Source organism: Peribacillus sp. FSL E2-0159 (genome assembly GCF_038643155.1).
In the GTDB taxonomy this organism is placed as follows: domain Bacteria; phylum Bacillota; class Bacilli; order Bacillales; family DSM-1321; genus Peribacillus; species Peribacillus simplex.
Genome location: NZ_CP152053.1, coordinates 4335735 through 4350236, shown reverse-complemented (window position 1 = coordinate 4350236; position 14502 = coordinate 4335735). Strand labels below are relative to the sequence as shown.

13 protein-coding genes and 1 riboswitch are annotated in these 14502 nt (G+C 42.1%); of the genes, 10 read left to right on the top strand and 3 right to left on the bottom strand.

Annotated elements, in window-relative coordinates; genetic code table 11:
- Positions 1–28 precede the first annotated feature (28 nt).
- Complete coding sequence (locus NYE63_RS21205) at positions 29–346, bottom strand: hypothetical protein (protein WP_342602582.1); 318 nt, start codon at positions 344–346, stop codon at positions 29–31.
- Between the two features lie 178 nt (positions 347–524).
- Here NYE63_RS21205 and NYE63_RS21200 point away from each other — a divergent pair, with 178 nt between their 5' ends.
- The 3 genes from NYE63_RS21200 to NYE63_RS21190 all read left to right on the top strand — a co-directional run bounded on the left by NYE63_RS21200 (position 525) and on the right by NYE63_RS21190 (position 3183).
- Positions 525–1598, top strand: coding sequence for a M42 family metallopeptidase (locus NYE63_RS21200; protein WP_342602581.1), 1074 nt, complete (start codon positions 525–527; stop codon positions 1596–1598).
- Between the two features lie 81 nt (positions 1599–1679).
- Complete coding sequence (locus NYE63_RS21195) at positions 1680–2192, top strand: DUF84 family protein (protein WP_342605836.1); 513 nt, start codon at positions 1680–1682, stop codon at positions 2190–2192.
- Between the two features lie 127 nt (positions 2193–2319).
- Positions 2320–3183 (top strand): AraC family transcriptional regulator, encoded by an 864-nt coding sequence (locus tag NYE63_RS21190; RefSeq protein WP_342602580.1) that lies wholly within the window; start codon positions 2320–2322, stop codon positions 3181–3183.
- A gap of 139 nt (positions 3184–3322) precedes the next feature.
- Here NYE63_RS21190 and NYE63_RS21185 read toward each other — a convergent pair whose 3' ends face one another.
- The gene (locus NYE63_RS21185) at positions 3323–3772 is read right to left on the bottom strand and encodes a YtoQ family protein (protein ID WP_342602579.1); all 450 of its coding nucleotides are present in this window, start codon (positions 3770–3772) and stop codon (positions 3323–3325) included.
- A gap of 122 nt (positions 3773–3894) precedes the next feature.
- On the opposite strand from NYE63_RS21185, the gene NYE63_RS21180 reads away from it, so the two are divergent.
- From NYE63_RS21180 to murC, 7 genes are all read left to right on the top strand, one after another.
- Positions 3895–4401, top strand: a complete 507-nt coding sequence (locus NYE63_RS21180; RefSeq protein ID WP_342602578.1) for a hypothetical protein — start codon at positions 3895–3897, stop codon at positions 4399–4401.
- Positions 4402–4509: 108 nt separating this feature from the next.
- Positions 4510–4821: a thioredoxin family protein gene (locus NYE63_RS21175; RefSeq protein ID WP_342602577.1), complete on the top strand. Its 312-nt coding sequence runs from the start codon at positions 4510–4512 to the stop codon at positions 4819–4821.
- Positions 4822–4871: 50 nt separating this feature from the next.
- The gene (locus tag NYE63_RS21170; RefSeq protein WP_063232673.1) at positions 4872–5678 is read left to right on the top strand and encodes a DUF1444 domain-containing protein; all 807 of its coding nucleotides are present in this window, start codon (positions 4872–4874) and stop codon (positions 5676–5678) included.
- A gap of 179 nt (positions 5679–5857) precedes the next feature.
- Positions 5858–5961, top strand: a riboswitch (glycine riboswitch).
- A gap of 256 nt (positions 5962–6217) precedes the next feature.
- Complete coding sequence (locus NYE63_RS21165) at positions 6218–6934, top strand: hypothetical protein (protein ID WP_342602576.1); 717 nt, start codon at positions 6218–6220, stop codon at positions 6932–6934.
- A 188-nt stretch (positions 6935–7122) separates the two neighbouring features.
- Positions 7123–8310, top strand: coding sequence for an amidohydrolase (locus tag NYE63_RS21160; RefSeq protein ID WP_342605835.1), 1188 nt, complete (start codon positions 7123–7125; stop codon positions 8308–8310).
- A 424-nt stretch (positions 8311–8734) separates the two neighbouring features.
- Entirely contained in the window at positions 8735–11581 is a 2847-nt protein-coding gene (locus tag NYE63_RS21155; protein ID WP_342602575.1) for a DNA translocase FtsK, read from the top strand.
- A 284-nt stretch (positions 11582–11865) separates the two neighbouring features.
- Complete coding sequence (gene murC / locus NYE63_RS21150; protein ID WP_342602574.1) at positions 11866–13170, top strand: UDP-N-acetylmuramate--L-alanine ligase; 1305 nt, start codon at positions 11866–11868, stop codon at positions 13168–13170.
- A gap of 55 nt (positions 13171–13225) precedes the next feature.
- On the opposite strand, the gene NYE63_RS21145 is transcribed toward murC, so the two are convergent.
- Entirely contained in the window at positions 13226–14338 is a 1113-nt protein-coding gene (locus NYE63_RS21145; protein WP_342602573.1) for an aminopeptidase, read from the bottom strand.
- Positions 14339–14502 lie beyond the last annotated feature (164 nt).

Genomic DNA, 14502 nt, shown 5'->3' with positions numbered 1-14502 from the left:
GTCATTTAGACGGCCCTCCTTTTTTGTTTCAATCATTTTGCGCATTAAGCTCCAATATCGTTCCTGTCGAGGCATCTGCAACAAATTCGAATTGCTCGCGTTTACCCTCTGTGTTTCTGGTGATCCCGCCTTTGTACACTTCATAGTCCAAATCATTTTTTGAATAGTTCTCCGGCTTCATCAAGATCCATGAGCCATATATATTTCCATCCTTTTTGACTGTTTCCTTCACTTGGGCCAAGACTTTATCCGGAGAAGGTTTACTTGATTGATCCAATAGTTGTTTTGTTGCAAAGCCAGCAGCAAACCCAGCTGCAGTACCTAATAAAAACGTTTTCCAATTCATTGATTTCTCCTCCATTGCATTTTTTAAAATAACTTCTTCTAGTATACAGAAGTACGCTTTATTTGACTAATAATTTGAAATTTTACCCATTAACTGATAAATTAGAACTTTCTAGTGTAACACGTTGCTAAGTTTTGTAAAATAGTAAGAAACAATACATAGGTTAGGGGTAGAAAAAATGAATCATGAGACTTTGGAGCTTTTTAAAACATTGACGGAATTACCGGGAGCCTCGGGAAATGAACATGCAGTTCGGAGTTTCATGAAGAGTGAGCTGGAAAAGTATTCGGATGAAATCGTCCAAGATCGCCTTGGAGGAATATTTGGTGTAAAAAGAGGCAATGAGGATGGGCCGACTGTACTAGTTGCCGGGCACATGGATGAAGTGGGATTCATGGTCACCTCCATAACGGAAAATGGAATGATTCGCTTTCAGACCCTTGGAGGCTGGTGGAGTCAAGTGCTTTTGGCCCAAAGAGTGGAAATCATAACCGATAACGGTCCGGTCATTGGTGTCATCGGGTCGATTCCGCCCCATTTGCTTGATGAATCGCAACGCTCGAAACCAATGGATATCAAAAATATGCTGATTGATATCGGGGCGGATGATAAGGAAGATGTGAAGAGAATCGGTATTAAGCCAGGTCAGCAGATTGTACCGATTTGTCCATTCACGCCGATGTCCAATGAGAAAAAAATCCTCGCAAAAGCGTGGGATAATCGTTACGGTTGCGGACTTGCGATTGAATTGTTAAAAGATCTAAAAGGTGAAACATTACCGAATATCTTATATTCCGGAGCAACCGTTCAGGAGGAAGTGGGATTACGGGGTGCGCAAACGGCAGCTCATATGATCAAACCTGATCTTTTTTTCGCTTTGGATGCAAGTCCGGCGAACGATATGTCCGGCAGTAAAAGTGAATTTGGCCAGCTGGGGAAAGGGGCGCTGCTCCGCATTTTTGATCGTTCGATGGTTACACATCGCGGCATGAGGGAATTCATCCTTGATACGGCCGAGTCGAATGATATTCCGTATCAATATTTCGTATCCCAAGGCGGCACGGATGCAGGGCAGGTCCATATTGCAAATGAAGGCATTCCAAGCGGGGTGATTGGCATTTGTTCCCGCTATATTCATACACATGCCTCGATGATTCATATTGATGATTATGCCGCTGCACGTGAACTGATTGGGAAATTGGTTCGCTCCTGTGATAAATCGACATTCGAGACCTTGATAAAAAACGGTTGATGAAGGAAGCTGAAATGGAAAGGGATGCTGTCATGAATCCTTTTCCATCAGCTTTTTTTACATAGAAGGAAGGTAATGATATTGAAAATAGCAGTAGGCAGTAAGAATCCGGCGAAAGTAAGTGCCGTGCTTGGCGTATATGAAGATGCAGAAATCATTTCGCTTCAAGTGGAGAGCGGGGTCCCGGAACAGCCTTTTTCAGATGAAGAAACGATGGAGGGGGCAATGACACGTGCCCGGAATTGCTTGATTCACAGTGATGTCGAATTGGGCATCGGACTTGAAGGCGGTGTCGTGAAAATGGGACAAGGCCTGTTTCTGTGTAATTGGGGTGCGATGGCTACAAGGGACGGTGAGGTCTTTGTAGCTGGCGGAGCGAGAATCCCACTACCGGGAATTGTTGCTGAGAAGCTGCTTGATGATGAAGAGCTGGGACCTGTGATGGACGCCTTTACAAGGCAAGAGAATATTAGCAAAAAGGAAGGAGCGATCGGCGTGTTTACAAATGAGCGAATCACCAGGGGGGAAATGTTCCTTCATATCATGAGGATGCTAGCCGGTCAACACGAGTATAAGCAGAAAATGAAAAAGTAGGATATTTGAATCACTGTCATGGAATGGCGGGTTTCGAATGCTAGAAACGAACACTGCCAAAACAGAGCAGAATCAGACAGGATTTTATTGAGCGGGCTTGCTAGTATAGTGACAAGGGGGGAGCGGAATGGGGTGGGTTGAATCAATCCAAAAGGCCATCGAATATATCGAGGAGCACTTATTGGAGGACCTGACGATCGAGAGCATTTCCAGGCAGGCGAATGCCTCAGCTTTTCATTTTCAACGGACATTCACCATTTTAACGGATATTACCATTGGTGAATATATCCGGCGTCGAAGACTGACCTTAGCCGCCCAGGAGATTTCATCCACAAATGGCAAGGTCATTGATTTAGCCTACAAGTATGGCTATGACACCCCCGAGGCATTCTCAAAAGCTTTTCGAAGGCAGCATGGGGTATCTCCAAGCGAAGCCCGAAAGTATATGGGGAAGCTGAAATTCTATGAACGCCTGGTGATACAGGTGATTTTGAAAGGGGCAAAACCGATGAAATACAATATCCTTGAAAGGGATTCCTTTCAATTGATTGGAATCAAGCAAGAGTTTTCCTTGGTTAATAATGAGAATTTGATTGGGATTCCGAAGTTGTGGGAGAAAGTGAATTCGGATGGAACCGGCAATAGGTTAGCGAAGTTAAATAATGGCCAAATAGATGGCTTGCTTGGTGTATGTGTCGATAAGCGGGGTGTGGAAAAAAATGAAACGATGGATTATTGGATAGGTGCAGAGTATGCAGGGAAAGTGCCTGAAGAGTTTTCAGCCCTTACGATACCGGCTTCCAAGTGGGTTGTATTTGAAGTTCATGGTCCTATGCCTGATGCCATCCAGCAAGCATGGAAGCAAATTTTTTCCGAATGGTTCCCTACCAGCGGTTATGAACATGCAGGAACTCCCGAATTGGAAGTATACGCGAATGACGACGCTTCAAACCCTGACTATTACTCAGAAATTTGGATTCCCATTAAATAGGGATAAGATTCAACCATAACAATTTATTCGTTTTTCGCTTGCAGGGGAGATTAGGCATCTAATTTTCCCCTGCAAGCTTTTTATTTGGGTAAATATGAAATGATCAGTCCTTCATACTTGTGCCCATGGCAAGGGAGATTTACAGCCCTTCTTCAAAAATATAAGCAAGCACCTTCATGGCTTGGTTCACGGATTCGACCGTGACACTCGCTTTTTCCGATAATTCCTTTAAGGCATGGTGATGGGATTCCGGGCGAATCAAAATAAGCGGTTTACCCAGGGAAACGGCGGTGCTTGCGTCCATGGCCGTATTCCACTGTTTATATTTCTCCCCAAACAGAGCGACGACAAGATCAGCTTTTTTCATCAAAAGACCTGTCCGCAAATTATTGATTTGTGATGCGGCCGCATCCTTCAGAATGGGATTAGGCTGTTCCCCGATAATATCTTCACCGATATTATCGGAGCGTTCATGATTTTCCATCGGGCCGACGAATTCTAAAGGAAGTTTCAGTGCAACGGCCTTATCCCTCAACTCGCTTCTCCAATTTGAATGGATCTCCCCAGCAAGATACACGGTTAATTTCATTGTTTTCCTCCTCGGTATTTAAATTGCTTTCATTGTATCATGTTTTGAGAAAATGGATGAATTTCATAAATAAGGATAATAGTATTCTTAAGTGAGTAAAAGAGATGGCTGGAGGAATGACGATGGCTTTATCGAATAAAAAAATTCTTGTTTTCCTGTTAATAAGCAGTTTGATTGTGGGATGCTCAGGTATTGAGAGGCAAACCGAAAAGGCAATGAAGGCCGCAGAATTGGCTTTTCGTGACGACGAAAAACAGCCCAATCTCGAGGCGGGACTTATTCAGGTCTATCTGCCAAAGGATTTTAAGGTAGTAGAAGAACATGATAATAATTTGATTTTACAAAAAGGTGATAAGATTTATATATTATTTGTCAATCCAAATGAAAAAGAAGACAGCTCCGTTTTATATTTGGCGATAAAGGAACAAAAGGATCAATATGTAGTGCTGCATTCTTTTCAAACTGATGATAAATTCGGCTTTATATCGATCAAAGAGATACCGAAAGAAAAGTATGAGCTTGCAGTGGGAATAGGCGGGGTCAAGCTGACAACTGAAACGGATAAAGATCATTTAAAAACCGATGCGAAACAAATGATGGAAATCGTTTCATCCGTGCCCCAGAAATAAGATGACCCGGCCGTTCAACCGATCCGAATTAATGGTTGATTCGCGGAGAGTCTGGTATGATGGGATTATAAAAAATAAGGTGTCATTTAGAGCAGGAGGAATATTCAAATGGAAAATTTACAAACCGTTGAGCAATATGATGCATTGAAAAATGAAGGTAAACATATCTTTCTTTTTTCAGCAACATGGTGTGGAGATTGCCGTGTAATCGAACCGATAATGCCCGAGATAGAAACGAAATTTCCTGAATTTACATTCATTCATGTTGACCGTGATGAATTCATCGATGTGTGTGCAGCTAATGATGTATTCGGAATACCAAGTTTCATTGCGTATGATAATGGCAAAGAGCTAGGCAGATTCGTAAGCAAGGATCGCAAAACACAAGAACAAATTGAGGAATTCATACAATCACTATAATCAATTTCCCCTTCTCGCTGGGGATTTTTCAATGAAGAGGAGGGTCAGTCATGAAAATGGACAGCACGAAGCTGAAAAATATCTTGAAGGAACGCTTAAAAGATGAGAATCGCACATTCAAATTCGATAGCAAGCAAGATACGTTACGAGTGGAAAATGTGAAGACAGGGAAAGGGATCACCATCGAGTTGCCCCCTGTGCTTGCTAACTATGAAAACGTACAGGAAAAAGCCATCGATGAAATTACCTATTACGTGGAAGAGGCCCTGAATGTGATGGGGGAAGAACACAGCATGGAAGGCAAGGAGAAATTCATTTTCCCTGTCATTCGCTCGACCTCCTTTCCAATGGAATCGGAAGAAGGAAATCCATTTTTATTCGATGAGCATACGGCTGAAACACGGATTTTTTATGCCCTTGATTTAGGGAAAACCTACCGTCTCATAGATGAAAAGATGATTCAACGGGAAAATTGGCAGGGTGACAGGATCCGTGAAATTGCCCTTTTCAATGCCCGTTCCCTATCCACTGAAATGAAGTCGGATATCGTTGCAGGTAATGCATTTTATTTTTTGAACACGAATGATGGATATGATGCCAGCAGGATCCTGAATGAATCCTGGCTTCGGGAAATGAAGGACAAGATCGAGGGAACCATGGCTGTGGCCATACCGCATCAGGATGTCATCATCATTGCCGATGTGAAGAATGATACGGGCTATGATATTCTTGCGCAAATGGCGATGAGCTTCTTTGCCAGCGGTCATGTTCCGATAACGGCTCTATCATTCCTTTATGAAGAAAATGAGTTGGAGCCCATCTTCATTATGGGTAAAAACAAAAAGCGTGAACAATAATATATTGAATCACATAAGGACCGTGTCAGCATCTGGCAGCGGTCCTTTTAAAGTTTAGTAGAGTCTCCTGAATTTCAACAAGGTAATCTAAGGAAAAATAGTTGATATTTGTTTTTTGATGGCCGATAATATAATTGGAATATTTTGAATATATAAAAACAAAACAATAGAACAAGCGGATGAACGTTGTGGGAGAGTGCAAAGCATTGAGCCACCGAAGGAGCAAGTTCCAAAAATATCCCTTGGAGCAAATCTCTCAGGTAAATGGAACCACAGCTGGACGCAACTCTGGAGAGCGCGCAGGAAGTGTGCCACCAACGGGGAAATCTCCATGACCAAAAATGGAGCTAAACTCTCAGGTAAAAGGACAGAGAAGGGAGCAGTTAGTTTATGCGACCCTTCTCTGTCCTTTTTGTCGTCCAATATAAAAATGGGTCCATTGCAATTTTTTTAATTGAGCAGAAGTGGCTTTTGCTTAGACGAGGTTAATGTAGTTCCGGCATTATAAAAAGATTTTCATTGGTTTTCCGGAGGTAGCTATGCCGATTATAAGAAATATTGAATTATTCTTTCCAGAGGATAGACAGGCAAATTTAAACTTTTATAGGGAAACAAGATGTATCGCTTCTTTATACAGTCGATTACTTTCAGAAATCAAAACGGATGAATATAAGGGAATATTGATTAATTGTGTATCAGGCTTGGACGTAATAAACAAATTAGAGGCTGATTCGTTTATTATGTTTAATTATAAATCCGTTTTCGCTGAGATTAATATGAAAGAGTTTTTCTCTTTGCCTACGGACCAAAGGAAAAAAGAATATACCCTTGAAGTTATGCAAAAACCTTTAGAACAGGTAGCAAAGGAACTTAATTGTGATATTAGCCTTTTTAAGGATATCCATCAAAAAATAATAAACCTGGACTTTGAGAACAAGTGGATTTATGCGAAGAAAAGCAGCCCTAACAGAAAATATTCTTGCAGTATTGTCTGTGAACAAGAAGTTTCTTATATAGATGTGTTTCTCGAAATCAAAAAGAGGAATGGTGAAGTTATAGGAAGAGAACGGATTATGAGAGAAACTGATACCGATGAACAGCATCTTTTCAGTAAATTAGGAAAAATAGGATGGACTCACAATCATAAAGTTTCATTTTCAGATCCAGATTATAAAACTAAATTTATAGTCACCTTCTTAGAAAAGAATAGCTCCGAGAGCTTATATTGGAAATATGAACAGCAAATATTCCAATAGAATCCTTTTTAAATATCCGAAGGGTTAGTTAAGCAACTAAGTAAGAGCCAACAAGCAGGGTCCTTTACTATTACGCTATATCAACAATGATATTTAACAGAGCAAGATGATACATGCTATACAGGGACACGAAAGGCATACCTGACCAACAAATTATAATCAAATAAGGGGGAGGAATAATCGTGAACGTGAAAAGCAAATTAATCAACATGCTGGAAGCCCGTGAAGGGGAAATGGTTCAAATCCGCCGTCATTTACACGAGAATCCGGAGCTATCCTTTAAAGAAGAGAAAACCGCACAATATATCATTGATTTTTATAAGGGAAAAGATGTGTCGATTCAAACGAATGTAGGAAACGGATTAGGGATCATCGTAACGATTGAAGGCGGAAAACCAGGGAAAACGATAGGTCTTCGGGCGGATTTCGATGCATTGCCGATTACAGAAGAAGCGGAGGTCCCGTTCCGGTCAAAAAATGAAGGTGTCATGCATGCTTGCGGACACGATGGGCATACCGCTTATTTATTGGTACTGGCAGACTGCATCAATGAGCTGAAAGATTCCCTATCAGGTACGATCAAAATAATCCATCAACATGCAGAAGAAACACCCCCAGGTGGAGCAAAAAGCATTTTGGAATCAGGGTTTTTGGATGAACTGGATGCTGTTTTTGGAATCCATTTATTTCCGTCGCATCCAGCAGGGGTTGTCGGGTATCGCGGCGGCTATTCGATGGCCGGAAGGACCTATTTCAAGTTAGGGATAAAGGGTGTAGGTGGCCATGGATCCTCCCCGCATATGGCTAATGATGCCATTGTGGCAGGCGCCCATTTCGTGACAGCCGTACAAACCGTAGTCAGCCGTCGCTTGAACCCTTTTGATATGGGCGTAGTCACAATCGGCTCCTTCGATGGAAAAGGAAGCTTTAATGTCATTAAAGATCGTATAGAAATTGAAGGGGATGTCCGTTACATGACAGCAGAGACCCAACAGCTGATCGATAAGGAAATCCACCGGATCGTCAAAGGAATAGAAACGGAATTTGATGTTCAGTGCGAACTTACATATGTTCCCGATTATCCTCCGTTATATAATGATCCTGAACTGACTGGATTCGTGAAAAATAGCCTGGAAAGCATGAATGACAAAGATATTAAGAAGGTCGTGGAATTTCCGGTTTTCTCAGGTTCAGAGGATTTTTCATATTATGCAGAAAAGATTCCTGGCTGCTTCTTTTACATTGGCTGTAAACCGAAAGGGGTGGATAAGGCATATTTCAATCACCATCCTAAATTCGACATTGATGAAGATGCCCTTTTGATCGCTTCCAAATCAGTGGCGCAGGTTGTATGCAGTTTTTATGAATGGAAATAGTCCCTTTGGTCTTTGTTTGCAAAAAAACGCTGGAACCCACAAAACACCGTTCGGTATTAACGAACGGTGTTTTATGGGTTTCGGCAGGTATTGGATGCCAACGGAGGTTTCGTGAAGGATGATGCAATGAATTACCAGTCTGCTTCCTCGGCTGCATGAAAACTTAATCTCTTTGTAAACGCGATTTAACAGCGGTGTTTTATTTAAATAGTAGACTAGGGGTTAATGTTATTTCGCGATGGTTAGGTTTAAACTCATTCCAGAAGGGGTTTAATAGGGTAGGAGTTCTGCGAAATACGTTAAGTTAGTAAGATTGCGATAAAAAAATAGGTACTAATCCCAATTTAGCTTAAATTTTCTCGATATTTTAAAAATAACTGGTAGAATTAGTTACATAACTACAGATGTAGAAAGAGTGATAGTTTTGAAATGGCTAAATAAGATGAAAAAATGGTTCCAAGCAGAGGAAATTATCGAAATCGAAGAAATTATTATAGATGAACCGCTTGATGAAGAGACATTAAGGAAAATGGATTTTTCGAAGCTTTCGAAGTCAAAGGAAGAAGAAATAAAGGTTTATAATCAAAAAGTGGAAAAAATGTCCCAGACGCCGGACCCGGATACGAAAATCCTGTTTCAATATCCAAAAGGACAGTTCAAGTTTCCGCTCATTCCAGATCGGGAGCAGAATAAACGAAAGCCTAGGGAAAGAAACAGGGAAGAACACGAACCCAAACAGGGGAAGAATGTGACCAAAGAAACGACGAGAAGGCCTGTAAGGGATCCAGAACCAAAACGGAGAAGCTTCGACCGGGAGGAAACCTCAAAAATAGTACCGTCAAAAACTCCATTCCGCCCAACGGAAATCCCTTCACCCATTTATGGGTTCCGTCGTCCGGAAAAAAAAATAGTCCCTTCTGAAGAAATTGTCGAATATGAATTGGAAAGCAAAATGCCCGGCCTAAAAAAAACAGAACCCGATATTGAGATTCCAGTATCGATTCCTGAAATCTCAAAAGAAGTGCCACATGAAGAATTGACGGTAGAGCCATCCGTTCTTATACCGGAACAAGCGGAAGAAAAAAGGGAAGATTCGGAGATACCCGCTTTCTTTCGGAGGAATTCCATTGAATCACTGCCAGAAGAAGCGGTAAGCGAGCCTAACATAATTGAGCCTGAGGTAGAAAAAGAAGCTATCGAACTGGACCAAGTTGATTATGGACGCGAAGTCGCTGTATCCATAATGGAACAGGCGGAAGACACACCGCCTGAAGCTGTATCGGTTCCTAGGAAGGTTGCTGTACAATCAACTGAACCATCCGTCAGTCAAGGGACACTGCCTGAAAGTGATCCATCGGAGGCAATAACGGAAGTAGAGCCTAAACGTCCGAAAAAACATATCCCATTTAATGTGATGATGCTTAAGCAAGATCGGGAAAAAAATCGGTTCATGAATAAAATGATGCCGGAAAAAAAAAGCCCTAATTCGGAAAGGGAAGTAGTTTCATCTGATAAGCGACCAATGTATGGTGATGCTGAAACGGAGGCAGGACAAGCGAAACCACACTCAATTCCTGAACGGGAACCGGAGGAAGGCAGAGTTATGTCAAAAGAGGAGACTCCGGTCATTACACCAATACCAGCCTTTTTGGACACTAACGTTGGTTCCGAAACCGCCGCCGTGCCTGAAAACACAGTTGAAACCAATATCGGTTCAAATCCTGAGCCGATATTGAAACAGGAATCCCCCATTTCTGGAAATGGGTATCAAGAAGCAGTTTATACAGAGGCGGCAGCAGAAAGTGGCCAGGGCGATAACCCGGCAGTTTTTGGCTCCGTGGAAGTGGATGATAATCCATACTATGTGTTTCCGAATATCGAATTGCTGACACCTCCCACTTATGCTGTGCATGATGATGAGTGGCTCGAGGAACAGACTTTATTACTTGATGAGACATTGAAAAATTTCAATGTCCGTGCAAAGGTCGTCAATGTCACTCAAGGACCTGCAGTAACTCGTTTCGAGGTGCATCCGGAGCCGGGAGTGAAGGTGAATAAAGTGACGAACCTGATGGATGACATCAAATTAAGCCTTGCTGCTCAGGATATGCGGATGGAAGCGCCTATTCCGGGTAAACATACAATTGGCATTGAGATTCCGAACAGGAAAAGCAAACCGGTATTTTTGCGGGAGGTTTTGGAAAGTACTGAGTTTCAAGAGCATGAATCACCGCTTGCTGTGGCTTTAGGACTCGATATATCCGGTCAGCCGATTATCACGGATTTGAGAAAGATGCCTCATGGATTGATAGCCGGGCAAACGGGATCGGGGAAAAGTGTCTGTATCAACACCATGCTGGTCAGCTTGCTGTATAAAGCGACGCCGCAGGAGTTGAAATTACTGTTGATCGATCCGAAAATGGTCGAGCTTGCCCCATATAACCGGATCCCGCATTTGGTCAGTCCAGTAATAACCGATGTAAAAGCCGCTACGGCTGCGCTGAAATGGGCTGTAGAGGAGATGGAACGGCGTTATGAATTGTTTGTACATGCCGGTGTACGTGATATCACCCGCTTTAATGACCAAGCGGAAAAAGCCGGTCAATATTCAAGCAAGCTGCCTTATATCCTGGTGATCATCGATGAGCTTGCGGATCTAATGATGATGTCCCCGGCTGATGTAGAGGAAGCGATTTGCCGGATTGCTCAAAAGGCCCGTGCCTGCGGCATCCATTTGATTGTAGCCACTCAAAGACCTTCAGTAGATGTTATAACTGGATTGATCAAGGCAAATATCCCGACAAGGATCGCTTTTTCGGTTTCTTCACAAGTCGACTCCCGTACTATCATCGATAGTGGCGGTGCAGAAAAATTATTGGGAAGAGGAGATATGTTATTCGCTGAAAACGGCTCTTCAAAAACGGTGCGACTGCAAGGGACTTTTGTGAGTGATGAAGAAATTGATCAAGTCGTCAACCATGTTAAACTGGAGCAGCAGCCGAAATACCTGTTTGAACAAGAAGACTTGCTGAACAGGGCCCAGGTCACGGAAGAAGCGGATGAACTGTTTTTCGAGGCCTGTGAATTTGTCGTGAGCCAACAGGCTGCATCTGCATCGAGTGTCCAAAGGCGTTTCCGAGTAGGTTACAACCGTGCAGCGCGTCTAATAGAAATGATGGAGCAACAGGGAGTCGTTTCCGAATCCAGGGGCTCAAGGCCCAGGGATGTATTGATTACAGAAGAAGAACTGGAATTTTTACATGTTAATTAAGAGAACCTAATAAAAGGAAATTGTATATAATGTGAAAGGGTGAAAACCCTTTTTTATCACCTTAATTGAGGGAAAAGCCAATGATTTGATAAATTGGCATCTGCCTGACATGGATGTATGAATAAAAAAGTGATATAATAGTTTTTTGTTGATGAATGATTGAAAATATAAGCTTGAAAACCTATGAAGAAATTGCGTTACTAACAAGTCTCGTAATGGAAAAACAAATAAAAGATGACGTCATATACTGTCATACAGGTAGACGATTGGTGGAGGTTCGCTTTATGACTGCTTACCATTTTGTGGGAATTAAAGGGTCGGGTATGAGTGCTCTTGCACAAATACTGCATGATATGAATATTGAAGTGCAGGGTTCCGATTACGAAAAAGAATTTTTTACACAATTGGCATTAGAAAAAGCCGGGATTAAAATCCTTCCTTTCAACGAGGAAAATATTCAACCTGGAATGACCATCATTGCAGGAAATGCGTTTCCGGATAGTCATCCGGAAATCGTGAAGGCAAAAGAACTTGATTTGCCGATTATCCGTTATCACCGTTTCCTAGGTGATTTCATGAAAAACTTCATCAGCGTGGCCGTTACGGGAGCGCATGGTAAAACATCGACGACCGGCTTACTTGCCCATGTAATGGGGGGAGCTAAACCGACATCCTTCTTGATTGGGGATGGAACGGGTAAAGGAATCGCGAATTCTGATTACTTCGTATTCGAAGCATGTGAATATCGCCGTCATTTCCTTTCTTATTATCCGGATTATGCAATCATGACGAATATCGATTTTGATCATCCTGATTATTACGCCAATGTCGAAGACGTGTTCGAGGCATTCCAAACGATGGCCCTTCAAGTCAACAAAGGCATCATTGCGTGCGGGGATGATGAGCATTTACCACATATTCAGGCGAAAGTACCGGTTATTTTTTACGGATTTGCAGAAGGAAATGATTTTCAAGCGAAAAATGTTTCCGTCACTCCGGATGGCACGACTTTTGATGTGCATGTAAGGAACAATTACTATGATACATTCACTATTCCTACTTTTGGAAAGCATAATGTGTTGAATGCACTTGGTGTCATTGCACTTTGTAAATATGAAAACTTGGATACGGAAGCTGTGAAAGCCCAATTGCGGACTTTTGGCGGAGTTAAACGCAGGTTCTCCGAAAAGGAAATCGGAAGTCAGATCATCATTGATGATTATGCACACCATCCGACCGAGATTTCTGCAACTGTTGACTCGGCGCGTCAGAAATATCCAGAGCGTGAAGTTGTTGCGGTATTCCAGCCACATACTTTCTCGAGAACGCAGGCATTCCTGGATGAATTCGCCGACAGCTTGAATTTGGCCGACAAAGTATACTTATGTGAAATTTTTGGATCTGCTCGTGAACATCAAGGGAAGTTATCGATTGAAGACCTTCAAGATAAGATTCCCGGTGCCGAGCTGATTACGGAGAACACAACATCAATATTGCAACATCATGAAAACAGTGTCGTGTTATTCATGGGTGCGGGGGACATTCAAAAGTTCCAAGCAGCCTATGAGCATTCACTGCAGGTAAAATAAAAAAAACGACCATCCGTTAGTAGCGGGTCGGTCGTTTTTTTTATTGGTTTTTATGTTATTTTAAATTTTCTGGATTTAAATTTTCCAGTTCCGGTAAAACGAAGCGTCCGTCCTTACGTATCAAGACGTCATCAAAATGGATTTCCCCGCCGCCATATTCAGGTCGCTGAATATTGACCAGGTCCCAGTGAATGTCTGAATGGTTTCCGTTAAAGGCATCATCATAGCATTGTCCGGGAGTGAAATGAAAACTTCCATCAATTTTTTCATCAAAGAGGATATCTTGCATCGGGTGTAGAATATAAGGATTTACACCAATTGCAAATTCACCGACATATCGTGCGCCTTCATCAGTATCAAAAATTTTGTTGATGCGTTCCGTATCATTCGCAACCGCTTCAACGATTTTTCCATCCTTGAATGTTAACTTCACGTTTTCAAAAGTAAAACCCTGATAAGGGGACGGAGTATTATACGAAATCACTCCATTGATGGAATCTTTAACTGGAGCCGTATATACTTCACCGTCAGGAATGTTCAGCTCACCCGCACATTTGATGGCTTTAATGTCTTTGATGGAGAAGGTTAGGTCCGTACCGGGCCCAGTTATGCGGACCTTATCCGTTTTATCCATCAATTCAACAAGGTTGTCCATTGCTGAGCTCATTTTGCCATAGTCGAGGTTGCAGACTTCGAAATAAAAGTCTTCGAATGCTTCTGTGCTCATTTTGGCTAATTGGGCCATGGAATTTGTCGGGTAGCGAAGTACGACCCATTTTGTTTTTGGCACGCGGATATTTCTATGTACTTTACCGACTGTCTGTCCATGAATCGCCATCTTCTCTGAAGGGACATCGGATTGTTCATTGATATTATCCCCGGCACGAAGCCCGATATAAGCATCCATCTGGTTCATTACGTTAGCTTCAAACTCACCCATCATCTTGTACTGTTCTTCTTTGGCACCCATCAGCAAGGCACGATCCACTTGGTGATCCTTTAACAGGACGAATGGGTAACCACCAGCTGCATAGGCTTCATTCACAAGTGCATTAACAAGTTCACGCTGTAATCCAAAGTTTTCGATCAAGATTCTTTCACCTTTTTGAAGCTTCACGGAATAATTGATTAAGTTTTTGGCCAATGTACCAATTCTGGGATCTTTCATAAAAAATACCTCCATTGTTTAAATTCGACTTATCTTTTCTATCATACCCGATTTCCCGACATAAGTGTCACCCATGAATTTCACGGAGGAACTGGATGTAGACAACAATATTTCCAGATTAGGGTTTGATAGGGTATATTCAAAAAAAAAATAAGTTTATAATA

Coding starts and splice junctions, on each gene's coding strand:
- NYE63_RS21205 (WP_342602582.1), bottom strand. CDS start 346: ATGAATTGGAAAACGTTTTTATTAGGTACTGCAGCTGGGTTTGCTGCT.
- NYE63_RS21200 (WP_342602581.1), top strand. CDS start 525: ATGAATCATGAGACTTTGGAGCTTTTTAAAACATTGACGGAATTACCG.
- NYE63_RS21190 (WP_342602580.1), top strand. CDS start 2,320: ATGGGGTGGGTTGAATCAATCCAAAAGGCCATCGAATATATCGAGGAG.
- NYE63_RS21185 (WP_342602579.1), bottom strand. CDS start 3,772: ATGAAATTAACCGTGTATCTTGCTGGGGAGATCCATTCAAATTGGAGA.
- NYE63_RS21180 (WP_342602578.1), top strand. CDS start 3,895: ATGGCTTTATCGAATAAAAAAATTCTTGTTTTCCTGTTAATAAGCAGT.
- NYE63_RS21175 (WP_342602577.1), top strand. CDS start 4,510: ATGGAAAATTTACAAACCGTTGAGCAATATGATGCATTGAAAAATGAA.
- NYE63_RS21170 (WP_063232673.1), top strand. CDS start 4,872: ATGAAAATGGACAGCACGAAGCTGAAAAATATCTTGAAGGAACGCTTA.
- NYE63_RS21165 (WP_342602576.1), top strand. CDS start 6,218: ATGCCGATTATAAGAAATATTGAATTATTCTTTCCAGAGGATAGACAG.
- murC (WP_342602574.1), top strand. CDS start 11,866: ATGACTGCTTACCATTTTGTGGGAATTAAAGGGTCGGGTATGAGTGCT.
- NYE63_RS21145 (WP_342602573.1), bottom strand. CDS start 14,338: ATGAAAGATCCCAGAATTGGTACATTGGCCAAAAACTTAATCAATTAT.